Genomic DNA, 23,722 nt, shown 5'->3' on the forward strand with positions numbered 1-23,722 from the left:
CGTGGCAGGAGTCGCACGCCGCCGTCTGGACGCCGAACTGGTCCGGCGGAAGCTCGCGCGGTCGCGTGAGCATGCGAGCCAGCTGATCGCCGCCGGGCGGGTCACCGTCGGCAAGACCGTCGCGACCAAGTCCGCCACCCAGGTGGAGACCGCCGCCGCGATCGTGGTCACGAACGACGACAGCGACCCCGAGTACGTGTCCCGGGGCGGCCACAAGCTCGCGGGCGCCCTGGAGGTCTTCGTCCCGCGGGGGCTGGTCGTCAAGGGCCGGCGGGCGTTGGACGCCGGCGCCTCCACCGGCGGTTTCACCGACGTACTGCTGCGGGCCGGGGCCGCGCACGTGGTCGCCGTAGACGTCGGATACGGACAACTCGCGTGGAGTCTCCAGAGCGATGAACGCGTCACCGTCAAGGACCGTACGAACGTACGCGAGTTGACGCTCGAAGCGATCGATGGGGAGCCTGTGGATCTTGTCGTGGGGGATCTGTCCTTCATCCCGCTCGGCCTGGTACTGCCCGCCCTGGTGCGGTGCGTGAAGCCGGACGCCGATCTGGTGATGATGGTCAAGCCGCAGTTCGAAGTGGGCAAGGAGCGGCTGGGCAGTGGGGGAGTCGTACGGAGTCCGGAGCTGCGTGCCGAGGCGGTGCGCTCAGTGGCCCGGAAGGCCGGGGAGTTGGGGCTCGGGGTGAACGGCGTGACGGCCAGCCCGCTGCCCGGGCCCTCGGGCAATGTCGAGTACTTTCTGTGGCTGCGTGCCGGGGCACCCGCGCTGGACCCGGCCGACGTCGACCGAGCAGTTGCGGAGGGGCCGCGTTGACTCAGGACCAAGTTCGTACCGTTTTCCTGCTCACCCACACCGGGCGGCCCGCGGCCATTCGCAGTGCCGAGCTCGTCGTCAAGGGGCTGCTGCACCACGGGCTGGGCGTGCGGGTCCTGGCGGCCGAGGCGGAGGACATTCCGGTGCCGGAGGAGGTGGAGCTGGTCAAGGAGGCAACTCCGCAGTGCCTCGACGGGTGTGAGCTGCTCATCGTCCTCGGTGGCGACGGCACGCTGCTGCGCGGCGCCGAGTTCGCCCGGGCGTCCGGGGTGCCGATGCTCGGCGTCAACCTCGGCAGTGTCGGGTTCCTCGCGGAGGCCGAGCGGGACGATCTCGACAAGGTTGTCGACCGGGTGGTGACCAAGTCGTACGAGGTCGAGGAGCGGATGACCGTCGATGTCGTCGTTCACCGGAACGGGGACATCGTCCACACGGACTGGGCGCTGAACGAGGCGGCTGTGCAGAAGGCCGGCGCCGAGAAGCTGCTCGAAGTGGTGCTGGAGATCGACGGGCGGCCGGTCACGGGGTTCGGCTGCGACGGCATCGTGCTGTCGACTCCGACCGGGTCGACCGCGTACGCCTTCTCCGCGGGTGGGCCTGTGGTGTGGCCGGAGGTGGAGGCGCTGTTGATGGTGCCGATCTCCGCGCACGCGTTGTTCGCGAAGCCGTTGGTTACTTCGCCGGAGTCCGTGCTCGCGGTGGAGGTGCTGCCTCATATTCCGCCTGGGGTACTTTGGTGTGATGGGCGGCGGACCGTGGAGTTGCCGCCAGGGGCTCGGGTGGAGGTTCGGCGAGGGGCCGTGCCGGTGCGGCTGGCTCGGTTGCATCATGCTTCGTTCACGGACCGGCTTGTGGCCAAGTTCGCGTTGCCCGTTTCTGGATGGCGGGGGGCTCCGCACTAGCGCGATGTGGGGGATGGCGGGGAACGTCGGCGGCTGCGGGTTCGTCGTGGCTTGTCGCGCCCACGTGACTGGCGGCTTCCCGGTGCAGCCGGGCGGCCGCAGGGTCGCCGACGGAGCCGCAAATCGACACAGCTCCGCGCCTCTTTCGGGGCGATGTAGCTCGCCGGGGTGACATAGGAGACGGGGGGCGTCGCACTTCCCCTCCCCGACCTCGTATGGTCGTGTCCGTGTTGGAGGAGATGCGGATACGGTCGCTCGGAGTCATCGACGACGCGGTCGTCGAGCTGTCGCCCGGGTTCACTGCCGTGACGGGTGAGACGGGTGCGGGCAAGACCATGGTGGTCACCAGTCTTGGTCTGTTGCTCGGTGGGCGGGCGGATCCCGCGCTGGTGCGGATCGGCGCGAAGAACGCGGTCGTCGAGGGGCGGATCGCCGTGCCCGACGGCGCGTCGGCGGTCGTGCGGGCCGAGGAGGCCGGGGCCGAACTCGACGACGGGGCGCTGCTGATCAGCCGTACCGTCTCCGCCGAGGGACGGTCACGGGCGCACCTCGGCGGGCGTTCCGTCCCGGTGGGTGTGCTCGCGGAGCTGGCCGACGAACTGGTGGCCGTGCATGGGCAGACCGACCAGCAGGGGCTGCTGAAGCTGTCCCGGCAGCGGGCGGCGCTCGACCGGTACGCGGGGGACGCGGTCGCCGTACCGCTGGCCAAGTACGCGGAGGCGTACCGGAGGCTGCGGGCCGTCTCCGTGGAGCTCGAAGAGATCGTCACGCGCGCGCGTGAGCGGGCCCAGGAAGCCGACATGCTGCGGTACGGGCTCGACGAGATCGCGGGTGTCGAGCCGCGGGCCGGCGAGGACGTGGAGCTCGCCGAGGAGGCCGAGCGGCTGGGGCACGCGGAGGCGTTGGCGTCGGCCGCGACGGCCGCGCACGCCGCGCTCGCGGGCAATCCCGAGGACCCGGAGGGTGTGGACGCCTCGACGCTCGTCGCGGGCGCCCACCGGGCGCTGGAGGCCGTACGGTCGCACGATCCGGCGCTGGCCGCGCTCGCCGACCGGATCGGGGAGATCGGGATCCTGCTGGGCGATGTGGCGGGGGAGCTGGCGGGGTACGCCGACGACCTGGACGCCGATCCACTGCGGCTCGCGGCCGTCGAGGAGCGGCGGGCGGCGCTGAACGCGCTCACCCGGAAGTACGGCGGGTACGGCCAGGAGGTTGCCTCCGTGCTGGCCTGGGCCGAGCAGGGCGCCCAGCGGCTCACCGAACTCGACGGCGACGACGAGCGGATCGAGGAGCTGACCGCCGAGCGGGACGCCCTGCGGACCGAACTGGGCGGGCTGGCCCAGGCCCTGACGGACGCCCGGCAGGAGGCCGCCGAGCGGTTCGCCGCCGCCGTGACCGCCGAGCTGGGCTCGCTGGCCATGCCGCACGCGCGCGTGTCGTTCGCGATCCGGCAGACGGACGATCCCGAGGGCGTCGAGGTGGGCGGTCGTACGGTCGCGTACGGGCCGTCCGGCGCCGACGAGGTCGAACTGCTGCTCGCCCCGCACCCGGGGGCGCCGCCCCGGCCCATAGCCAAGGGGGCCTCGGGCGGTGAGCTGTCCCGCGTGATGCTGGCCGTGGAGGTCGTGTTCGCCGGGACCGATCCCGTGCCGACGTACCTCTTCGACGAGGTCGACGCCGGTGTCGGCGGCAAGGCCGCGGTCGAGATCGGCCGGCGGCTCGCCAAGCTCGCCAAGTCGGCCCAGGTCGTGGTCGTCACGCATCTGCCGCAGGTTGCCGCCTTCGCCGACCGCCAGCTCCTGGTGGAGAAGACCAACGACGGGTCCGTGACCCGGTCCGGCGTGAAGGTCCTGGAGGGCGAGGAGCGGGTGCGCGAGCTGTCGCGCATGCTCGCCGGCCAGGAGGACTCCGAGACCGCGCGGGCCCATGCCGAGGAGCTGTTGGCGGCGGCGCGGGCGGACGCGTAGCACCCCGCGGGGAGCGAACGAATGAGGGGCGAGGCCGGCTCAGAGAGGCAACCTCTCAAGGGAGTTCACTCGTGTGAGTGACGCTGAGAGTCAGGTTGCCCACACCTTCGCCTTTCGCCGTGGCCGACGGTCTCGGAACGGCCTCGCGGCCTGGCATCCTTGGACAGGTACGGCGTAGCGAGACGTGCTACGCAGACCACGCAGAAGCGCCTCGCGCGGTCCACCCTCGCCGCCGGATCCTTCTGTACGTTTCTTCGTGACCGTCCGACCCCGAACCAGGAGCCCCGGCCACGTGAGCCACGTGAGCAGCCACTCACCGCACCGCCAGTCGCCGCTGCGAACCGTGCAAGTGCTCGGCGGCGGCAGCGCGGTGAGCAGCGCCCATGTGCGGTCGCTGGCCTCGGGTCTCGTCGCCCGGGGCGTACGGGTCACCGTGTGCGCCCCGGGCGAGACCGACGGCGTGTACGACTTCACCGGCGTCGGCGCCCAGCACATCCACGTGCCCCGTAGCAGCGACCCGGCCTCCGTGGCCACCCTGCGCAACGCCTGCGCGGACGCGGACCTGGTGCACGCGCACGGGCTGCACGCCGGGTTCCGGGCCACTCTCGCACTCGGCGGCCGGCGCACCCCGCTTGTCGTCACCTGGCACACGCGTTCGTACGCCGAGGGCGCGCGGGCGCATCTGCTGCGGCTGCTGGAGCGGCGGGTCGCCAAGGCCGCCGCCGTGGTCCTCGGCACTTCCTCCGAGCTCGTCGACCGGGCCCGCAGCCGGGGCGCGCGGGACGCCCGGCTGGCCGCCGTCGCCCTGCCCGCGCTCCGCCGGAACGACGCCGACGAGGACACGGACCGGCCCCGCTCCAAGGCCCGCGCCGAACTCGGCGCCACCGACCGTCCGTTGCTCATGGCCGTCGGCTCCCTCGACCGTCACCGGGGCTACGACACCCTGCTCGACGCCGCCCGGGAATGGCGCGGGCTCGACCCCGCCCCGCTGCTGGTCATCGTCGGCGAGGGGCCGTTGCGGGGCGTGCTCCAGCGGCGCATCGAGGACGAGGAGTTGCCCGTGCGGCTCGTCGGGCGGCGCGACGACGTCTCCGAGCTGATCGCGGCCGCCGACCTCGCGCTGCTGCCCGGTGGCCCGGAGGCCCGCTCCGTCCTCGCCCAGGAGGCTCTCCACGCGCGCGTGCCGCTCGTCGCGGCTGCCGTCGGGTCGGTGCCCGAACTGGTCGGCGACGCCGCCGAACTCGTCCCCTGCGGCGACTCCGCGGCCCTCGCCGGGGCCGTCGTACGCCTGCTGGCGCACCCCGACCTCTGCGAGGAGCTGAAGGACAGGGGCGCCCGGCAGGCGGCCACCTGGCCGACCGAGGACGAGACGGTGGCACAAGTGCTCAGCGTCTACGACGAGTTGACGCAGGTTCGGCCGCTGACCTGACTCAGGGCACGTGTCTGCGTGCCCGCAGGGCCAGGCTCAGCGCCAGTACCGTCTGCGGGTCGTCCAGGTCGGTGCCGAGCAACTCGCCGATGCGGGCGAGGCGGTTGTAGAGGGTCTGCCGGTTGAGGTGCAGCTCACGGGCGGTCTCCGCCTTGCGGCCCGCGTGCGCCAGATACGTCTCCAGCGTGGGCAGCAGCGGGGGCTTGGCGCGGTCGTCGTGGTCGCGGAGGGGGCCGATCGCGCGGTCCACGAACGCGGCCAGGTCGGGATGGTCGCGCAGCCGCCACAGCAGCAGGTCGATGTCGAGGCGCCGGGCGTCGTACCAGGGGCGGTCGGCCAGGCCCTGCGCGGCCGTCGCCGTCTCCGCCGCATGCCTGAGCCCGGCCGAGGCGGCCGCCCAGCCGCCGGGCACCCCGACCACCACCACGGGCGGATGACCCCCCGGCCGTCGCATCCCGGCCCGCTCCACGCCCGCCCGCAGCGCCACCGCGACCTTGTCCGCCACCGCGGGGCGCTCCGACTCCGCGCGCAGCCCGAGCAGCAGCGGGACACGGCCCTCGACGGGGCGTACACCCAGCAGGACCGGTACGCCCACCGAGGCCAGCTCCTCGGACACCGCGCAGGCAAGAACCGCCCAGCCTCCCCCATCCGGTGACAGGCCGTCGGCGAGCCGCATCACCACCGGCAGCAGCGGGCCACCGCCCGGCTTGAAGCCCAGGACACGCGCCTGCGCGGGGGCGTCCTCCGCCCGGATACGGCCCTCGGCGAGGTCGGTGAGGAAGTCGCCGCGCCCGCGCGCCGCCAGCTCCTCCTCCTGCCGGGCCTGCATCAGGACCACGGCGAGCACCCCGGCCGCCCGCTCGGCCGCGAGCCGGTGCACGGGAGCCAGGGGCGCGACGACGGGCAGAAGGACCAGCCGGGCCCGTACCGAACCGCTCCCCGGCCCGCCGCCCGGTACGTCGACGATGGCCGTCCCGGCGGGCGGCTCGTCCTTGTGCTGTGCGCGTAGCCCCTCCCACACCTGCAACGGGTCGGTGGCCGCGGGCCCGGTCCCGGCGGCGTACAGCAGTTGCCCGTCGGCGGTCTCCAGGAACACCGGATTGCCGCTGAAGTCGGCCAGGATGGCGAGGACTTGGGGCACCCCGCCCCCGCCGAGCAGCGCCTCGGTACAGCGCCGGTGGACCTCCTCGGCCTGCTGGAGCAGCGCGTAGTGGCCGTTGACGATCTCGGTGTGGATCTCCTCGGTGACCGTCACGAACGCCACCTCGCGGTGCAGCTGGACGAGCGGGAGACCGGCCGAGCGCGCGGTGTCGATGAGGGCCGCGGGCAGCCGGGTGAAGCGCGGGCCCAGTTCGATGACGAGGGCCGCGATACCGCGTTCGGCCAGGGTCCGTACGAACGCCCGCTGGTCGGCCGGCCGGGTGCCGAGCCCGTATCCCGTCGTCAGCAGCAGCTCGCCGCCCTTGAGGAGCGAGGCGATGTTCGGGACCTCGCCCGCGTGCACCCAGCGCACGGTCCGCTCCAGCCGGTCGGCGCCGGCCAGGATCTCCGGCAGCCCGCCGCGCAGCCCGGGCAGCTCCAGGGCCCGCCGTACGGTGATGCCGCCCTGTGCCTCGGGGCCGTCACCGGGTTCGCGGCTGTCACGGGTGTTCATGGACCGGACGCTACCCGCGTGCCGGTCGTGGGGGCATCCTCGCCCGTCGGCGGCTATGCGGGCGCGATGTTGTGGTTGAAGCGGAACACGTTGTCGGGGTCGTACTCGGCCTTCACCGCGGCCAGCCGCCGGGTGTTCTCGGCGCCGAGGCCCGCCTCGACCCGGGCGGAACCCTCGTCGCCGATGAAGTTGAGGTAGACCGCGCCGGTGCTCCACGGCTGGACGTCGGCGCGGACGTCCCGTACCCACCGCACACACCGCTCGTCGTCGGCGGGGTCCGCCCAGATGCCGAAGGGGTGCACGGCCCAGGGCGCGTCGCGGTACGGCACCGGGTACTCGGCAGGGCCGTCGGCGACCGCGCCGCCGTACGGAAAGAGCACGTGCTGGGTGCCGGTCGGTACGGGCATCGTCCACGCGCGCGTGCAGAAGACGTCCACCAGGTCGTCCGGCAGGCCGGTCAGATACTCCGCCGACCAGTAGTTCCGCATGCCGGGCGGATCGTCGATCATGCACTGGACGTCCGCGTACGGCATCGCGCCGACCACCTCGGCCTCGTGCGGCAGCGCCAGCAGCGGCTGGGCGACCTTGCGCATGTCGTCCTCGGTGCCCGCGTACGTCAGGAGGACGGCGCAGGCGAGTCGGCCCACCATGTGGTCGGGGACGAACTCCTCGGGCGGGCCGGTGAGATAGAGCAGGCCGCCGCTCGCCTCGGGCGGGCCGCTCTCGATGACCTCGCGGAAGACGCGCATCACCTCGGGGCCGTGTTCCGGCAGGTACAGCAGCAGGGCGACGGCGAAGGCGGGCAGCTCGTGCAGGCGGAGGGTGAGGGCGGTGGCCACGCCGAAGTTGCCGCCGCCGCCGTGCAGGGCCCAGAACAGTTCGGGGTTCTCCTCGGCGGTCGCCCGGACCGTACGGCCGTCGGAGGTCACCAGCTCCACACCGAGCAGGTTGTCCACGGCGAGACCGCAGGACCGCTCCAGCCAGCCGCTGCCACCGCCGAGGACGAAGCCGCCGACGCCGGTGGTCGAGGCGCGGCCGCCGGTGGTGGCGAGAGCGTACGGCTCGGTGGCCCGGTCGAGGTGGCTCATGGTGGCGCCGCCCTCGACGCGTACGGTCATGGATCCCGGGTGGACGGTGACCGCGTGCATGCGGCGCAGGTCGATGACGAGGCCGTTGTCGTTGAGGGCCATTCCGGCCACGCTGTGGCCGCCGCCGCGGACCGCGATCTTCAGGTCGAGGTCGCGGGCGAAGCGGACCGCGCGGACGACGTCGGGCTCGGTCTCGCACTGCGCGATCACCGCCGGGTGGCGGTCGATCATCGCGTTGAAGACGGTACGGGCGTCGTCGTATCCGGGGTCCCACGGGGCGAGGACGTCACCGCGCAGATCCTCGCGCAGCTCGACCAGTGCCGTGTGTGCCTTCGAAAGGGGAGCCATGGCCGCGCCCTTTCCACCGGGGACAGGACTTACTTCCAGGCTAGGCGAGGGTGGGGTGCGCTGCTCGGCGCCACGAGATGCCGCAGCGCCCACTCGCGCCGCCTCGGCGGCACGAGTGGGAAGCGCCGTCAGCCGCCGTAGGCGCCGGAGGCGGTCAGTCGGAGAGCCGTGTCGATCAGGGGGACGTGGCTGAAGGCCTGGGGGAAGTTGCCGACCTGGCGCTTCAGGATCGGGTCCCACTCCTCGGCGAGCAGGCCCAGGTCGTTGCGGAGGGAGAGGAGCTTCTCGAAGAGCTTGCGGGCCTCGTCCACGCGGCCGATCATCGCCAGGTCGTCGGCCATCCAGAACGAGCAGGCGAGGAAGGCGCCCTCGTCGCCGGGCAGGCCGTCGACGCCCTCCTTCTCGCCCTGCGTCGGGTAGCGCAGGATGAAGCCGTCCGGGGTCGACAGCTCACGCTGGATCGCCTCGATGGTGCCGATGACGCGCTTGTCGTCCGGCGGCAGGAAGCCCATCTGCGGGATCAGCAGCAGCGAGGCGTCCAGCTCCTTCGAGCCGTACGACTGCGTGAACGTGTTGCGCTCCTTGTCGTAGCCCTTCTCGCACACGTCCCGGTGGATGTCGTCGCGCAGCTCGCGCCACTTCTCCAGCGGGCCGTCCGCGTCGCCGGACTCGATGAGCTTGATCGTTCGGTCGACGGCGACCCAGGCCATGACCTTGGAGTGCACGAAGTGCCGGCGCGGGCCGCGCACCTCCCAGATGCCCTCGTCCGGCTCGTCCCAGTGGTCCTCCAGGTAGCGGATCAGCTTCAGCTGGAGCAGGGCCGCGTAGTCGTTGCGGGCCAGGCCCGTCATGTGGGCCAGGTGCAGGGCCTCGGTGACCTCGCCGTACACGTCCAGCTGGAGCTGGTGTGCGGCGCCGTTGCCGACCCGGACCGGCGCCGAGTCCTCGTACCCGGGCAGCCACTCCAGCTCGGCCTCGCCCAGCTCCCGCTCACCGGCGATGCCGTACATGATCTGCAGGTTCTCCGGGTCGCCGGCGACCGCGCGGAGCAGCCACTCGCGCCACGCGCGGGCCTCGTCGCGGTAGCCGGTGCGCAGCAGCGAGGACAGGGTGATCGCCGCGTCGCGCAGCCAGGTGTAGCGGTAGTCCCAGTTGCGGACGCCGCCGATGTGCTCCGGCAGGGAGGTGGTCGGCGCCGCGACGATGCCGCCGGTCGGGGCGTATGTCAGGGCCTTGAGGGTGATGAGCGAGCGGATCACGGCCTCGCGGTAGGGGCCGTGGTACGTGCACTGCTCCACCCAGTCCCGCCAGAACTCCTCGGTGGCCTGGAGCGACGGCTCCGGCTCCGGCAGCGGCGGGGGCTGCTTGTGCGAGGGCTCCCAGGAGATCGTGAAGGCGACGCGGTCGCCCGGCGTCACGGTGAAGTCGGCGTACGTGGTCAGCGCCTTGCCGTAGGTCTCGCACTCGGTGTCGAACCACACCGAGTCCGGCCCGGCGACGGCTACCGTGCGCCCCTCGTGCTTGTGCACCCACGGCACGACCCGCCCGTACGAGAAACGCATCCGCAGCGCCGAGCGCATCGGCACCCGGCCGCTGATGCCCTCCACGATCCTGATCAGCTGCGGGGCGCCATCACGCGGCGGCATGAAATCCGTCACACGGACCGTGCCGCGGGGGGTGTCCCACTCGGATTCCAGGATCAGCGAGTCGCCCCGGTACCTGCGCCGGGAGGCCGTCGGCGGCTCCGCGTCCGCCGCGTAGGCGGGGCCCAGGCGCCAGAATCCGTGTTCCTCCGTGCCGAGCAGGCCCGCGAAGACGGCGTGGGAGTCGAAGCGGGGCAGGCACAGCCAGTCGACCGTGCCGTCCCGGCAGACCAGGGCAGCGGTCTGCATGTCTCCGATGAGTGCGTAGTCTTCGATGCGCCCGGCCACGTGCAACTCCAGTCGAACGGCCACGTCGCCCCCCGAGGGGCGGTCGCTGTGCGGTGTGCGGTCAAGGGACCCATGGGATCAACAAGGGGCCAATATCCAGGGTGATCCAAGGGACGGTGTCATGCGATGTCGCTCAACGATCCTCAACGCATTCGAGGCGTTCGTTGCTCAACGAACTGACGAGCTCTCGTGTTTCCGGAGACCGGCGGGGGTGGTGCCGTTTCGCCGGCCGGGCTCGGCAGCGAGTGTCCGAAGAGGATACGACGCGGTGGAGGGCTCCGCGTGCCGCTCCCGGCAACGTTCGTGAGCCGAACGAGTGAGCTATGAGTGAACGTCGACCAAGAATCGTCGACTGTTGTACGAGGTCCGTGGCGGTCTGTGCGCGGAGCGTGGCCGGAAGCGATCGTGTCCCGTCGCTGATACCCTGGTAGCCCGTGGACCGGTGGGCGCCCCGACCTGAGTAGGGACCCCCGAACCGCAGCGACGGCACCCCCCGACTTCCGCTCGGGCGGCGGCCGACCCGCACACAGAATCGCGACCACGGGAGCCCCCTCTTGGCCATGCCGCCCGCTGCTTTCCGAAACAGCACCACGACGACCAAGCACATCTTCGTCACCGGGGGTGTCGCCTCCTCGCTCGGCAAGGGCCTGACCGCCTCCAGCCTCGGCATGCTGCTCAAGGCCCGGGGCCTGCGCGTCGTGATGCAGAAGCTCGACCCGTACCTGAACGTCGACCCGGGCACGATGAACCCGTTCCAGCACGGTGAAGTGTTCGTCACCAACGACGGCGCCGAGACCGACCTGGACATCGGCCACTACGAGCGCTTCCTCGACCGCGATCTGGACGGCTCGGCCAACGTCACCACCGGCCAGGTGTACAACACGGTGATCGCCAAGGAGCGGCGCGGCGAGTACCTGGGCGACACCGTGCAGGTCATCCCGCACATCACCAACGAGATCAAGCACCGCATCCGGCGCATGGCCACCGGCGAGGTCGACGTCGTGATCACCGAGGTCGGCGGCACGGTTGGCGACATCGAGTCGCTGCCGTTCCTGGAGACCGTCCGCCAGGTCCGGCACGAGGTCGGCCGTGACAACGTTTTTGTGGTGCATATCTCGCTCCTGCCGTACATCGGCCCCTCGGGAGAGCTGAAGACGAAGCCCACCCAGCACTCGGTTGCGGCCCTGCGCAACATCGGTATTCAGCCAGATGCGATCGTGCTGCGCTGCGACCGTGAGGTGCCCGCCGCGATCAAGCGCAAGATCTCCCTGATGTGCGACGTCGACGAGGCCGCCGTCGTCGCCTGCCCCGACGCCCGCTCGATCTACGACATCCCCAAGACCGTGCACGGCGAGGGTCTGGACGCCTACGTCGTCCGCAAGCTGGACCTGCCGTTCCGTGACGTGGACTGGACGACCTGGGACGACCTGCTCGACCGCGTCCACAACCCGCAGCACGAGATCAACCTCGCCCTGGTCGGCAAGTACATCGATCTGCCCGACGCCTACCTCTCGGTCACCGAGGCGCTGCGCGCGGGCGGCTTCGCCAACAAGGCCCGCGTGAAGATCAAGTGGGTCACCTCCGACGACTGCAAGACCCCGGCCGGCGCCGCCGCCCAGCTCGCCGACGTCGACGCCATCTGCATCCCCGGCGGCTTCGGCGACCGCGGTGTCTCCGGCAAGGTCGGCGCCATCCGGTACGCCCGCGAGAACAGGATCCCGCTGCTCGGCCTCTGCCTCGGCCTGCAGTGCATCGTGATCGAGGCCGCGCGGAACCTCGCCGACATCCCGGACGCCAACTCCACCGAGTTCGACTCCGCCACCGCCCACCCGGTCATCTCCACCATGGCCGAGCAGCTCGACATCGTCGCCGGTGAGGGCGACATGGGCGGGACGATGCGGCTGGGCATGTACCCGGCGAAGCTGGCCGAGGGCTCGATCGTGCGCGAGGTGTACGACGGCAAGGAGTACGTCGAGGAGCGCCACCGTCACCGCTACGAGGTGAACAACTCCTACCGCGCCGAGCTGGAGAAGAAGGCGGGCCTGCAGTTCTCCGGAACCTCGCCGGACGGCAAGCTCGTCGAGTACGTCGAGTACCCGCGCGAGGTGCACCCGTACCTGGTCGCGACGCAGGCGCACCCCGAGCTGCGCTCGCGTCCCACCCGGCCGCACCCGCTGTTCGCGGGCCTGGTCAAGGCCGCCGTGGAGCGCAAGACCGGTAAGTAAAACCGAGGGACACGAGAGCTGTACGGTGGCCGGGGTGCGCGTCTTTCGGGATGCGTGCCCCGGTTTCTTTGCACACGGTGGGAGGCACGAGTCGACATGACGATCAAGGACAGCGCCGAGGAGTGGGAGGTCCGCGGCAGCAGCACGCCGTTCGTCGGCAACAAGACCTCCGTGCGCACCGACGACGTGGTCATGCCCGACGGTTCGGTCGTCCACCGCGACTACCAGGTACATCCCGGTTCCGTCGCGGTCCTCGCCGTCGACGACCAGGACCGGGTGCTGGTCCTGAGGCAGTACCGCCACCCCGTGCGCCAGAAGCTGTGGGAGATCCCGGCGGGGCTCCTGGACGTACCGGGCGAGAATCCGCTGCACGCCGCCCAGCGCGAGCTGTACGAGGAGGCGCACGTCAAGGCGGAGGACTGGCGGGTTTTGACCGACGTCTACACCACCCCCGGCGGCTGCGACGAGGCCGTACGCGTCTTCCTGGCCCGCGATCTCTCCGAGGCCGAGGGGCAGCGTTTCGAGGTGGAGGACGAGGAGGTCGACATGGAGTTGGCCCGCGTTCCCGTGGACGAGTTGGTACGGGGTGTCCTCGCCGGCGAGCTGCACAACAACTGCCTGGTGGTAGGGGTGCTTTCGCTGGTGGCGGCGCGGAGCGGGGATGGCGTGGAGGCGCTGCGGCCGGCCGAGGCGCCATGGCCCGCGCGGCCGTTCGAGTCCTGAACCCCTCCGCATGGCAGCCTCGCACCACCAGTCCTACGATCTGCTGATCCGATCGAGCGACCTGCCCGCGGTGCTCCGCCCAGATCGTCGCAGAGCGTGAACTAGGCTCGGGTAGCGCCCGAACCGGAGTCCCGGCGGGCTTGCTCGTGCAGTGGGACGGGAGTGTGGCCCGTGGCGGATCAGGCGGTGGACACCGGGGGGACCCGGGCGTCCGGAACAGGGCGGCCCCCGGCTGTCGAGGCCGCCCCCACGGACAGTCAGTTCCTCGGCCGCACAAGGGAGTTGAAAGAGCTCCGGGCGGACATCGGCCGCGCGGGGCTCAACACGCTCGCCGGCCGCAAGGCTCCCCACGCGCGCGTGCTGCTCATTGCGGGCCGGCCCGGCTTCGGCCGCACCGCGCTCGCCGAGGAACTCGTACGGCAGGTTACCGATGGTTACCCCGACGGGGTGCTCCGCGCGCGGCTGTCCGAGCCCGACGGCACCCGTGTCCCGGTCGAGCGCGCGGCACGGGAACTGCTCGGCGAACTGGGTCGGCCGGCCCCTGCCGGTGCCGACGAGGACGATCTCAGCGAGGCGTTGCGCGAGGCTCTGGCCGACCGCCGGGTGGTGCTGCTGCTGGACGACGCGGTGGACGCCGAGCAGGTCGACGCGCTGTTGCCGGACACCCCCGACTCCCTGGTCGTGGCGGTCTCCGAGGGGCCGCTGACAGGCATCTCCGACGTCCGCCCGTGCACCCTGGGCGGACTGGACACCAAGTCCGCGGTGGCGCTGCTGGAACGCTTCACCGGCTCGGTGCGCATCACCGTCGATCCGCGCTCCGCCGAAGGGCTCGCCGAGGTGTGCGCCGCCCAGCCCGCCGCGCTGCGCCTCGCCGGTGGCTGGCTGGCCGCCCGGCCCACGGCCGCCGTCTCCGACCTCGCCAAACAACTGCGCGCCGAAGACGGCGACAGCCCGGTGCTCGTCCGGATCCTCAAGTTGTCGTACGCCTCCCTGCCGGCGCCCGCCGCCCGGATACTGCGCCTCCTCGCGCTCGCCCCGGCCGGCCTGGTCGACCCGCACGTCGCCTCCGGGCTCGCCGGCTGCTCGGTCGGCGCGGCCCGCACCACGCTGGACGACTTCGTGGCTCTGGGCGTCCTGCACCGGCTCGACTCGCCCCTGCCGCAGTACGAGGTCCCCGGCTGCCTCCAGCCGCTGCTGTGGTCCCTCGCCGAGAGCCACGAACGCCCGGGTGAGCTGCAGCTGGCCCGGGCCCGGATGCTGGAGCGGACGGTACGGCTGCTGCAGTCCTGCCGGGCCATCACCGAGACCGACAGCCCGCTGGCTCGCGAGAAGCTCCTCGGGATGCCCAAGGCGCTGCGGTTCTCGAGCCCCCGGGCCGCCGAGGAGTGGCTGCGTGTCCGCCGGCCCGCGCTGCTCGCCGCGGCCCGGCTCGCGGTCGCCGACGGGGAGCTGGACACCCTGGCCCGGCGCCTGATGTCCCAGCTGGTGCGGGCCATGGTGGCGCATTTCGGTACGCAGGCCGCGGCCGCCGACCTGTACGACATCCACCGGCTCGTCCTGGACGTCGCCGAGCGCCGGAACCTGCCCCGCGAGCGGGCCGCCGCCCTGCTGAACCTCGGCGATCTGGACGCCCGGACCGGCCGTACGAAGGCGGCGCTGGCCCGCTATCGAGCCGCGCTCGACGCCGGACGGCGGGCGAACGACCCGTACGCGACCGGCCGCGCGATGGAATCCGTAGGCGGCGCCCACCAGGAGCTGGAGGACTACGAACGGGCCGCCGACTGGTACGGCAGGGCGCTCGCCCAGCGGCTCGCCCGGGACGAGCGCGAGGACGCCGCCCGGCTGTACGGCCGCATCGCCTCCGCGCACACCTACGCGGGCCGCTACGGGGAGGCGCTGCGGAACTGGAGCTCGGCGCTCACCGGCTACCGCAGACTCGGCGATGTGGGCGGTCAGGCAAGGGCGTTGAGCGAGATGGCGCGCGTCCAGGAGTACGCGGGGCGCCCCGAGGAGGCCCTGCGCACCTGTCAGGAGGCGGTGGAGTGGGCGCGGCGCGCCGACGACTCCCGGTTGCAGGCCGCGCTCCAGTTGCGGCTCGCCGACACCCTGGAACGGCTCGGTGACCCCGCGGCCGCCCGGCTGCACCGGGAAGCCGCCAGGCGTCTGCTCGGTCCGGAGTTTCCGGACACCGAGGCCGACGGGACCGGCGAAACCCATGAGATCGATGCGGAACACGACGCTAACGCCTGCGAAATCCGTAGCGCATCCGCGAAAGATTGATGCATTGAAAGGCTAGACAGCGGGGATACCTTCATTAGACTGGCTGCGCCGCCGCTTCTCCTGCGGTGTCTCCCGGTGCGTTCCCATGCATACGGGTATGTCCTGCATTGCGGGGGCATGTACCGCCTGTGTGCGCGCACCCCCACTCCCCTCCGAGTCAAGGACCGTGATCGACGTGAAGGTCGGCATCCCCCGCGAGGTCAAGAACAACGAGTTCCGAGTCGCGATCACCCCCGCCGGCGTGCACGAGCTCGTACGCCACGGCCACCAGGTCGTCATCGAGCAGGGCGCCGGCGTCGGCTCGTCGATCCCGGACGCCGAGTACGTCGCCGCCGGCGCCGAGATCCTGAAGACCGCCGACGAGGTGTGGGCCACCGCCGACCTGCTGCTCAAGGTCAAGGAGCCCATCGCCGAGGAGTACCACCGCCTCCGCAAGGACCAGACGCTCTTCACCTACCTGCACCTGGCCGCCTCCAAGGAGTGCACCGACGCCCTCATCGAGTCGGGCACGACCGCGATCGCGTACGAGACCGTCGAACTGCCGAGTCGCGCGCTCCCGCTGCTCGCCCCCATGTCCGAGGTCGCCGGCCGACTCGCGCCGCAGGTCGGCGCGTACCACCTGATGCGGGCCAACGGCGGCCGCGGTGTCCTGCCCGGTGGTGTCCCGGGTGTCGCGGCGGGCCGGGCCGTCGTCATCGGTGGCGGTGTGTCGGGCTGGAACGCCGCGCAGATCGCCATCGGCATGGGCTTCCACGTGACCCTGCTCGACAAGGACATCAACAAGCTCAAGGAAGCTGACAAGATCTTCGGCACCAGGATCCAGACCGTCGTCTCCAACGCCTTCGAGCTGGAGAAGGCCTGCGTGGAGGCCGACCTCGTCATCGGCGCGGTCCTCATCCCGGGCGCCAAGGCGCCGAAGCTGGTCACCAACGAGCTGGTGTCGCGCATGAAGCCCGGAAGTGTCCTTGTCGACATCGCGATCGACCAGGGTGGCTGCTTCGAGGACTCCCGACCCACCACGCACGCCGAACCCACCTTCCCGGTCCACGGCTCGGTCTTCTACTGCGTCGCCAACATGCCCGGCGCGGTGCCCAACACCTCCACCTACGCGCTGACCAACGCCACGCTGCCGTACATCGTCGAACTCGCCGACCACGGCTGGGCCGAGGCGCTGCGCCGCGACCCGGCGCTGGCCAAGGGGCTCAACACCCATGACGGCAAGGTGGTTTACCGCGAGGTCGCCGAGGCGCACGGCCTGGAGCATGTCGAGTTGGCGTCGCTCCTCGGCTGACCGGCGGTCGACAAAGCCGCACACCGACCGCGCAGGCGGTCGATAAAGCCGCACACCGACCGCGCAGGCCGTCGACCGACCGCTGACCGGCTGCTTTAAGTCACCTTTCGGTAAAAGGCGATACGTCAACACAGGTCGTCAACAGCACCTTCCCGGCCGGATCTTGCCCGACAAGGTCCGGCCGGATGTGTGTATGGTCACTTTGCGACACTCGCGCAACTCGCCTCGAACGTAACGCTTCGGATGTTTCACGCACCGGTGAAACCTGCTGTGCGACGGCCCTACGCCCTTGACAGCCGCATGTTTCATTGCCGACACATCGGGCCGGGTCCGGTGGATTGTGTTGCTGCGGACCGCCGACACGCCATAGAGTCGCCAACCGTCGGCATGGTGCCACGCTGACCTATCTAGAAGTTTCCTGGTCACCAAGGAGGTAAGACGACTTGTGAATGAGTCGACATTTACTCCCGGGGGTGGTCAACCAGGAATGCCTGCGCGGGTCTCGGGACCCACGGGGTTCGCGGCTGTCGGCTCCGTCGCAGTCCGCACCTTCGCAGCCCACCAGGGTCACCAGTCCTCAGGGGTGACTCAGCCAGCACACCAGAGCATGGATGGCCAACACGTGAACGCCATGGCCGGCGACGGAAGTGGCGGGGTCCACAACCACTTCGCCGACTACGACGAGCTGCCCGACGGGCACTTCTACGACCCCGACGCCGAGTACGAGCCCGATCCGGAGTACGCGGCCACGCTCGCGCCCGATGCGGCGCGTCAGCGACGCGAGCGCATCGGCCCTACCGGCCGACCGCTGCCGTACTTCCCGATCCCGGGTCCGCTGACCAGTCACGGTCCCGCGACGATCATCGCGATGTGCAACCAGAAGGGCGGCGTCGGCAAGACGACGTCGACCATCAACCTGGGCGCCGCGCTCGCGGAGTACGGCCGCCGGGTCCTGCTCGTCGACTTCGACCCGCAGGGCGCCCTCTCGGTCGGCCTCGGCGTGAACCCCATGGAGCTCGACCTCACGGTCTACAACCTGCTCATGGAGCGGGGCATGTCGGCCGACGAGGTCCTGCTGAAGACCGCGGTCCCCAACATGGACCTGCTGCCGAGCAACATCGACCTGTCTGCGGCCGAGGTCCAGCTCGTGAGCGAGGTCGCGCGTGAATCGACGTTGCAGCGCGCCCTGAAGCCGCTCATGGCGGACTACGACTACATCGTGATCGACTGCCAGCCGTCACTGGGTCTGCTGACCGTGAACGCGCTGACCGCCGCCCACAAGGTGATCGTGCCGCTGGAGTGCGAGTTCTTCGCCCTGCGCGGTGTCGCGCTGCTGACGGAGACCATCGAGAAGGTCCAGGAGCGGCTCAACCCCGAGCTGGAGCTCGACGGCATCCTCGCCACGATGTACGACTCGCGCACCGTCCACAGCCGTGAGGTCCTCGCGCGTGTCGTCGAGGCGTTCGACGACCACGTCTACCACACGGTCATCGGGCGCACGGTCCGCTTCCCGGAGACCACGGTCGCCGGTGAACCGATCACCACCTACGCCTCCAACTCCGTCGGTGCCGCCGCCTACCGCCAGCTCGCCAGGGAGGTGCTCGCCCGGTGTCACGCCGAGTGAGTCTGCCGGGGGCCGACGAACTCTTCCGTACGACAGGGGGAATGGCGCTTCAGCCGTCCACTCCCCGGCGGGGGGCCAACGGAGAAGCCCGGGTGCCCGCTCCCGCCGGGGACAGCGACGGGGCCGCCGCCGCGGAGGACGCGCCGCCGTCCGTGCCCGTACAGGGCGGTGACGGCGAGGGGTCCGAGCACGTGGCCGCGGACGCGGAGTCCGAGGCCGGGGATCAGCCGCGCAGCCGCTCCGCCGCCGCGGGGGCCGAGCGGGCGGCCGCCGCGCGCCGCCAGGGAGCCGCGCAGGAAGGTTCTGCCGCGGGAGCCGCCGCTGGTGCCGCACCACGCAAGCGGGGGCGGGCCGCCGGGCGCCGGCCCAGTGGGCGGGAGCGGCACGACGAGAAGATCACCGTGTACGTGTCCGCCGAGGAGCTCATGGATCTCGAGCACGCCCGGCTGGTGCTGCGCGGGGAACACGGGCTGGCCGTCGACCGCGGGCGGATCGTACGGGAGGCCGTCGCCGTGGTACTGGCCGACCTGGAGGCCCGGGGGGACGCGAGCATCCTCGTACGTCGGCTGCGCGGGCGGTAGGGGTAGCCTTCGGGGGCTATGACCTCGTACGACACCCCAGCCCCCGGCGGTTCGGCCGGTCGTCGGCGTGCGCTGGGGCGGGGGCCTGGGGCGGCGCACCCGGCTCCGCCGGTCGAGAGTGAGTCGCTGGCTGAGGAGAGTTCTGCGGCTGAGGCCGGTGGGGCGTTGTGCCCACCCGTTCCGCCCTGCGGAACGACTGCCCACAACGCTGCGGAAGCCGAAGACGCGCCCTCCGCTGTCGTTCCCGCAGAAGCAGAAGCAGAAGCAGAAGCAGAAGCAGAAGCAGAAGCAGAAGAAGCAGAAGCCGACGACGGGGTCTTCAAAGTTCGGCTCGCCAACTTCGAGGGGCCGTTCGATCTTCTCCTTCAGTTGATCTCGAAGCACAAGCTCGACGTCACCGAAGTCGCGCTGTCCAAGGTCACCGATGAGTTCATGGCGTACATCAGGGGGATGGGGCCGGACTGGGATCTGGATGAGACGACCGAGTTTCTGGTCGTCGCCGCCACGCTGCTCGATCTGAAGGCGGCCCGGCTGTTGCCCGCCGCCGAGGTCGAGGACGAGGCTGACCTCGCGTTGCTCGAGGCCCGGGATCTGCTGTTCGCGCGGTTGCTGCAGTACCGGGCGTACAAACAGATCGCGGACATCTTCAATCGGCGGCTGGACGACGAGGCCCGGCGCTACCCTCGTACCGTCGGGCTGGAGCCGCACCACGCGGAGCTGTTGCCCGAGGTGGTCATCAGCATCGGGGCGGAAGGATTCGCCAGGCTGGCGGTCAAGGCGATGCAGCCGAAGCCGAAGCCTCAGGTGTACGTCGATCACATCCACGCGCCCCTCGTCAGCGTGCAGGAACAGGCCGGGATCGTGGTGGCCCGGCTGCGGGAACTGGGGGAGGCGTCCTTCCGTGTGCTCGTCGAGGACACCGACGACACCCTCACCGTCGTCGCCCGTTTCCTCGCGTTGCTGGAGCTCTATCGGGAGAAGGCCGTGGCTCTCGACCAGGAGACCGCTCTCGGCGATCTGATCGTGCGGTGGACCGGTGGCGACGGGGGCGCGGAGCCCGTGGTCACGGACGAGTTCGACCGGCCGCCCGAACTGCCCAAGGAGGAGAAGAAGGCGTGAGCGAGGAGACCACCGAGGTGCCCGCGGGTCTGCGTACCGTCGCCGACCTCGACCTCAAGCCCGCCCTCGAGGCCGTCCTCATGGTCGTGGACGAGCCCGCGACCGAGGAGCATCTGAGCAAGGTCCTGGAGCGGCCCAAGCGGCAGATCGGCAAGGCGCTCAGGGAACTGGCCGATGAGTACGCGATCCAGGGGCGCGGTTTCGAGCTGCGGGTCATCGCCGGGGGCTGGCGGTTCTACACCCGGCCCGAGTACGCGGCCGCCGTCGAGCGGTTCGTGCTCGACGGGCAGCAGGCCCGGCTCACCCAGGCCGCGCTGGAGACGCTGGCCGTGGTCGCGTACCGGCAGCCGGTCAGCCGTAGCCGGGTCTCGGCCGTACGCGGGGTCAACTGCGACGGGGTCATGCGCACCCTCCTCCAGCGCGGGCTGGTCGAGGAGGCGGGCGCGGAACCCGAAACAGGTGCGATCCTGTACAGGACGACGAACTACTTCCTGGAGCGGATGGGCCTGCGCGGCCTGGACGAGCTCCCGGAGCTCGCGCCCTTCCTCCCCGAGGCGGAGGCGATCGAGGCCGAGACCCAGGAAGCCGTACCCTCGTTCGATCCGGATGCTCCGGACGCGGACGACGGTCCCACGTCGGCCATGACTGACACGACGACGACGGAACTTTGATGCGAAGCAGCGGCAGCGGTAGTGGCAAGAGCGGCGGGCGCGGTAACTATCGCGGTGCCGGCAACAACCGGGATCAGAAGCAGAGCGGCGGACAGGGGCGTCCCCGTAAGCCCCGTCCCGAGGAGCGCCGCTACGACGTGGGGCCCGGGGCGACGCAGGACGGGCCGAAGTCCGGGCGCGGTGCCTCCGCGCGCGGCGGTGCCAAGGGTGGCCCCAAGCAGTCCCAGCAGCCGCGAGGGCGCGGCCGTTCGGCTCCGGCGACCTCGCGCGAGTACGACGCGCGGGCGGAGGAGCGTAACCGGGAGCGGTACGCGGGCAAGAAGGACATCAAGCTGCCCAAGACCTTCCCGGGCGCCGAGCAGGAGGGCGAGCGGCTGCAGAAGGTGCTCGCGCGGGCCGGCTACGGCTCCCGGCGCGCCTGCGAGGAGCTGATCGAGCAGGCCCGTGTCGAGGTCAACGGCGAGATCGTCCTGGAGCAGGGCAAGCGCGTCGACCCGGAGAAGGACGAGGTCAAGGTCGACGGTCTGACCGTCGCCACGCAGTCGTACCAGTTCTTCTCCCTCAACAAGCCCGCCGGTGTCGTGTCGACCATGGAGGACCCCGAGGGCCGGCAGTGCCTCGGTGACTACGTCACCAACCGCGAGACCCGGCTCTTCCACGTGGGCCGCCTCGACACCGAGACCGAGGGCGTCATCCTGCTCACCAACCACGGCGAGCTGGCGCACCGGCTGACCCATCCCAAGTACGGCGTCAAGAAGACGTATGTGGCGCACATCGTGGGTCCGATCCCGCGTGACCTGGGCAAGAAGCTCAAGGACGGCATCCAGCTGGAGGACGGGTACGCGCGCGCGGACCACTTCCGGGTCGTCGAGCAGACCGGCAAGAACTACCTCGTCGAGGTCACCCTGCACGAGGGGCGCAAGCACATCGTGCGCCGGATGCTGGCCGAGGCCGGCTTCCCCGTCGACAAGCTCGTCCGCACCGCCTTCGGCCCGATCACCCTCGGCGACCAGAAGTCGGGCTGGCTGCGTCGCCTGTCGAACACCGAGGTCGGGATGCTGATGCAGGAGGTCGACCTCTAGAGCCTCCGCCACGTTCGAGCAGTGGGCCGACCCCGGCTTTGCCTTCGGGGCCGGCCCTTTGCCGTTCCCGGCCCCGCTCTTGGCGTTCCTTTCCCCGTAAAAGGGTTGTACCCCGGAGCCCACCCCCTTTATGGTCGTAGTGACTATTAGTCGTAGTGACTATTAGTCGGGGTGACTGTTAGTCGGGGTGACTGTTAAGGGGGTGGCGGACATGACCGCACCCGTCGGCGCATCGAACGGCAACGCGCCCGAGGGCTACGACAAGTACGCCTACGAACCCTTCGCCGTCACTGTCGACCTGGCCGTCTTCACCGTCCGCGCGGGCACCCTCCAGGTGCTGCTCGTCGAGCGCGGACAGGAGCCGTACGCGGGACGCTGGGCGCTGCCCGGCGGGTTCGTGCTGCCGGACGAGTCCGCGGAGGAGGCCGCCTGGCGCGAACTCGCGGAGGAGACCGGTGTCACGGACGTCCCCGGGCTCCACCTGGAGCAGCTGCGGACCTACAGCGAGCCGGGGCGGGACCCGAGGATGCGGGTCGTCACCGTGGCGTTCGCCGCGCTGTTCCCGGACGCGCCCGTTCCGCACGGCGGTGGTGACGCGGCCCAGGCCCAGTGGCTGCGGTTCAACGCCATCGGCCCGCTCGCCTTCGACCACGACCGCATCCTCGCCGACGCCCACGAACGCGTCGGCGCCAAGCTCGAGTACACCTGTCTCGCCACCTCCTTCTGTCCGCCCGAGTTCACCCTCGGCGAGCTCCAGCAGGTCTACGAGACCGTGTGGGGCACTCCGCTCGACCGGCCCAACTTCCGGCGCAAGGTGCTGGCCACGCCGGGCTTCGTCGAACAGGTGCCCGGCGCCGCCCGACTGACCGGCGGCCGCGGCAAGCCCGCCGCGCTGTACCGCGCGGGTGGGGCCACCGCCCTGCACCCGCCTCTGCTCCGACCCACCACGGAAGGACGGCCCTGATGACCATGACACTACGTACGAAGCGCTCCGCCACCGGATCCCTGCTCGGCCTCGCCCTCGGAGACGCCCTCGGCTTCCCCACGGAGTTCAACGACGTACCGTCGATCCTCGCCAAGTGCGGCCCCTGGCGGAGGATGGAGCTGCCGCGGCCGGCGATCGTCACCGACGACACCCAGATGACACTGGCGCTCGGGCACGGGCTGCGGACGGCCATGGACCGCGGGTCGCTCGGCCCCGAGGCCCTGGAGCGGGCCGTCCGCAAGGAGTTCGTCGAGTGGTCCCGCTCCCCGGAGAACAACCGTTCCCCCGGCGTCACCTGCATGGTCGCCTGCGGCCACCTCGAGTCGGAGCGCCGGCCCTGGCAGCTCGCCAGCCAGATGTACTCCAAGGGCTGCGGCGCCAATATGCGGGTCGCGCCCCTCGGCCTCATCGGCCCGCTCAGCGACGAACAGCGCGCGGGCGCCGCCCAGTTGCAGGCCGCCCTCACCCACGGCCACCCCACCGCGCTCGCCGCCGCCGACCTCACCGCGCACGCGATACGGCTGCTCGCCCAGGGCGCCGAACCGATGGGCCTGGTCGGCCTGCTGCGGTCGTACGCGTACGAGAACCGGGCCCGCTACCATGCGCGCTGGCTCGGCGACCTGTGGACCTACGGCGAGGACCCCTCGCCCGAGCAGTACATCTCCCACGGCTGGGACGAGTGCCTGGGGGCCCTGGACCGCCTCCAGCAGGCACTGCGACAGCCGTCGCCCGAGACGGATCCCTGCCTGGCCACCGGGGAGGGCTGGATCGCCGAGGAGGCCCTCGCCACCGGGCTGCTGTGCTTCCTGCTCTTCGTCGACGAACCCGTCACCGCGCTGCGCCGTGCCGCCTGCACCTCCGGTGACTCCGACTCCATCGCCTGCCTCACCGGTGCCTTCGCGGGCGCCTACCACGGCCCGGACGCCTGGCCCGTCGAGTGGGCCGACCGCATCGAATACCAGGGTGACCTCGTGTCGCTGGGAGCCCTCTGGGACGCTTGAGGGC

At 71.1% G+C, this 23,722-nt stretch carries 18 protein-coding genes; 15 read left to right on the forward strand and 3 right to left on the reverse strand.

Annotated elements, in window-relative coordinates; all coding sequences use genetic code 11:
* The first annotated feature begins 1 nt into the window (after window position 1).
* From CES90_RS35890 to CES90_RS35905, 4 genes are all read left to right on the forward strand, one after another.
* Window positions 2-817 (forward strand): TlyA family RNA methyltransferase, encoded by an 816-nt coding sequence (locus tag CES90_RS35890; protein WP_189787600.1) that lies wholly within the window; start codon window positions 2-4, stop codon window positions 815-817.
* Entirely contained in the window at window positions 814-1,719 is a 906-nt protein-coding gene (locus CES90_RS35895; protein WP_149823381.1) for an NAD kinase, read from the forward strand. The genes CES90_RS35890 and CES90_RS35895 overlap by 4 nt, the downstream gene beginning before the upstream one ends.
* Before the next feature lie 215 nt (window positions 1,720-1,934).
* On the forward strand, window positions 1,935-3,686 hold the full coding sequence (gene recN / locus CES90_RS35900; protein WP_189787599.1) for a DNA repair protein RecN: 1,752 nt from the start codon (window positions 1,935-1,937) through the stop codon (window positions 3,684-3,686).
* A 292-nt stretch (window positions 3,687-3,978) separates the two neighbouring features.
* Window positions 3,979-5,115 (forward strand): glycosyltransferase family 4 protein, encoded by a 1,137-nt coding sequence (locus CES90_RS35905; RefSeq protein ID WP_189787598.1) that lies wholly within the window; start codon window positions 3,979-3,981, stop codon window positions 5,113-5,115.
* Window position 5,116: 1 nt separating this feature from the next.
* Here the strand turns inward: CES90_RS35905 and CES90_RS35910 are convergent, their stop codons facing one another.
* The 3 genes from CES90_RS35910 to CES90_RS35920 form a co-directional block, all read right to left on the reverse strand.
* Window positions 5,117-6,769, reverse strand: coding sequence for a PucR family transcriptional regulator (locus CES90_RS35910; RefSeq protein WP_189787597.1), 1,653 nt, complete (start codon window positions 6,767-6,769; stop codon window positions 5,117-5,119).
* A gap of 53 nt (window positions 6,770-6,822) precedes the next feature.
* Window positions 6,823-8,205, reverse strand: a complete 1,383-nt coding sequence (locus CES90_RS35915; RefSeq protein WP_189787596.1) for an FAD-binding oxidoreductase — start codon at window positions 8,203-8,205, stop codon at window positions 6,823-6,825.
* Between the two features lie 128 nt (window positions 8,206-8,333).
* The gene (locus CES90_RS35920; RefSeq protein ID WP_189787611.1) at window positions 8,334-10,136 is read right to left on the reverse strand and encodes a glycoside hydrolase family 15 protein; all 1,803 of its coding nucleotides are present in this window, start codon (window positions 10,134-10,136) and stop codon (window positions 8,334-8,336) included.
* 560 nt (window positions 10,137-10,696) lie between these two features.
* Between CES90_RS35920 and CES90_RS35925 the strand changes: the two genes are divergently transcribed.
* The 11 genes from CES90_RS35925 to CES90_RS35975 all read left to right on the forward strand — a co-directional run bounded on the left by CES90_RS35925 (window position 10,697) and on the right by CES90_RS35975 (window position 23,718).
* Window positions 10,697-12,361: a CTP synthase gene (locus CES90_RS35925; RefSeq protein ID WP_189787595.1), complete on the forward strand. Its 1,665-nt coding sequence runs from the start codon at window positions 10,697-10,699 to the stop codon at window positions 12,359-12,361.
* A 96-nt stretch (window positions 12,362-12,457) separates the two neighbouring features.
* On the forward strand, window positions 12,458-13,084 hold the full coding sequence (locus tag CES90_RS35930; protein ID WP_189787594.1) for an NUDIX domain-containing protein: 627 nt from the start codon (window positions 12,458-12,460) through the stop codon (window positions 13,082-13,084).
* Window positions 13,085-13,255: 171 nt separating this feature from the next.
* Window positions 13,256-15,364 (forward strand): tetratricopeptide repeat protein, encoded by a 2,109-nt coding sequence (locus tag CES90_RS35935; protein WP_189787593.1) that lies wholly within the window; start codon window positions 13,256-13,258, stop codon window positions 15,362-15,364.
* Between the two features lie 166 nt (window positions 15,365-15,530).
* A complete protein-coding gene (gene ald / locus CES90_RS35940) occupies window positions 15,531-16,655 on the forward strand; it encodes an alanine dehydrogenase (RefSeq protein ID WP_189787592.1) in 1,125 nt (374 codons plus the stop codon).
* A 487-nt stretch (window positions 16,656-17,142) separates the two neighbouring features.
* Window positions 17,143-18,279, forward strand: coding sequence for a ParA family protein (locus tag CES90_RS35945; RefSeq protein ID WP_149823374.1), 1,137 nt, complete (start codon window positions 17,143-17,145; stop codon window positions 18,277-18,279).
* Complete coding sequence (locus CES90_RS35950) at window positions 18,264-18,860, forward strand: hypothetical protein (RefSeq protein WP_189787591.1); 597 nt, start codon at window positions 18,264-18,266, stop codon at window positions 18,858-18,860. The genes CES90_RS35945 and CES90_RS35950 overlap by 16 nt, the downstream gene beginning before the upstream one ends.
* A gap of 18 nt (window positions 18,861-18,878) precedes the next feature.
* Window positions 18,879-19,979, forward strand: coding sequence for a segregation and condensation protein A (locus CES90_RS35955; protein ID WP_189787590.1), 1,101 nt, complete (start codon window positions 18,879-18,881; stop codon window positions 19,977-19,979).
* Window positions 19,976-20,650, forward strand: coding sequence for an SMC-Scp complex subunit ScpB (gene scpB / locus CES90_RS35960; RefSeq protein ID WP_189787589.1), 675 nt, complete (start codon window positions 19,976-19,978; stop codon window positions 20,648-20,650). Before CES90_RS35955 ends, scpB begins: the two co-directional genes overlap by 4 nt.
* Window positions 20,650-21,732, forward strand: coding sequence for a pseudouridine synthase (locus CES90_RS35965; RefSeq protein ID WP_189787588.1), 1,083 nt, complete (start codon window positions 20,650-20,652; stop codon window positions 21,730-21,732). Before scpB ends, CES90_RS35965 begins: the two co-directional genes overlap by 1 nt.
* Before the next feature lie 211 nt (window positions 21,733-21,943).
* Window positions 21,944-22,696: an NUDIX hydrolase gene (locus CES90_RS35970; protein WP_189787587.1), complete on the forward strand. Its 753-nt coding sequence runs from the start codon at window positions 21,944-21,946 to the stop codon at window positions 22,694-22,696.
* Entirely contained in the window at window positions 22,696-23,718 is a 1,023-nt protein-coding gene (locus CES90_RS35975; protein ID WP_189787586.1) for an ADP-ribosylglycohydrolase family protein, read from the forward strand. Before CES90_RS35970 ends, CES90_RS35975 begins: the two co-directional genes overlap by 1 nt.
* The last annotated feature ends 4 nt before the right edge of the window (window positions 23,719-23,722 follow it).

Origin of the sequence: Streptomyces capitiformicae, assembly GCF_002214185.1 — a bacterium.
GTDB classification, from domain to species: domain Bacteria; phylum Actinomycetota; class Actinomycetes; order Streptomycetales; family Streptomycetaceae; genus Streptomyces; species Streptomyces capitiformicae.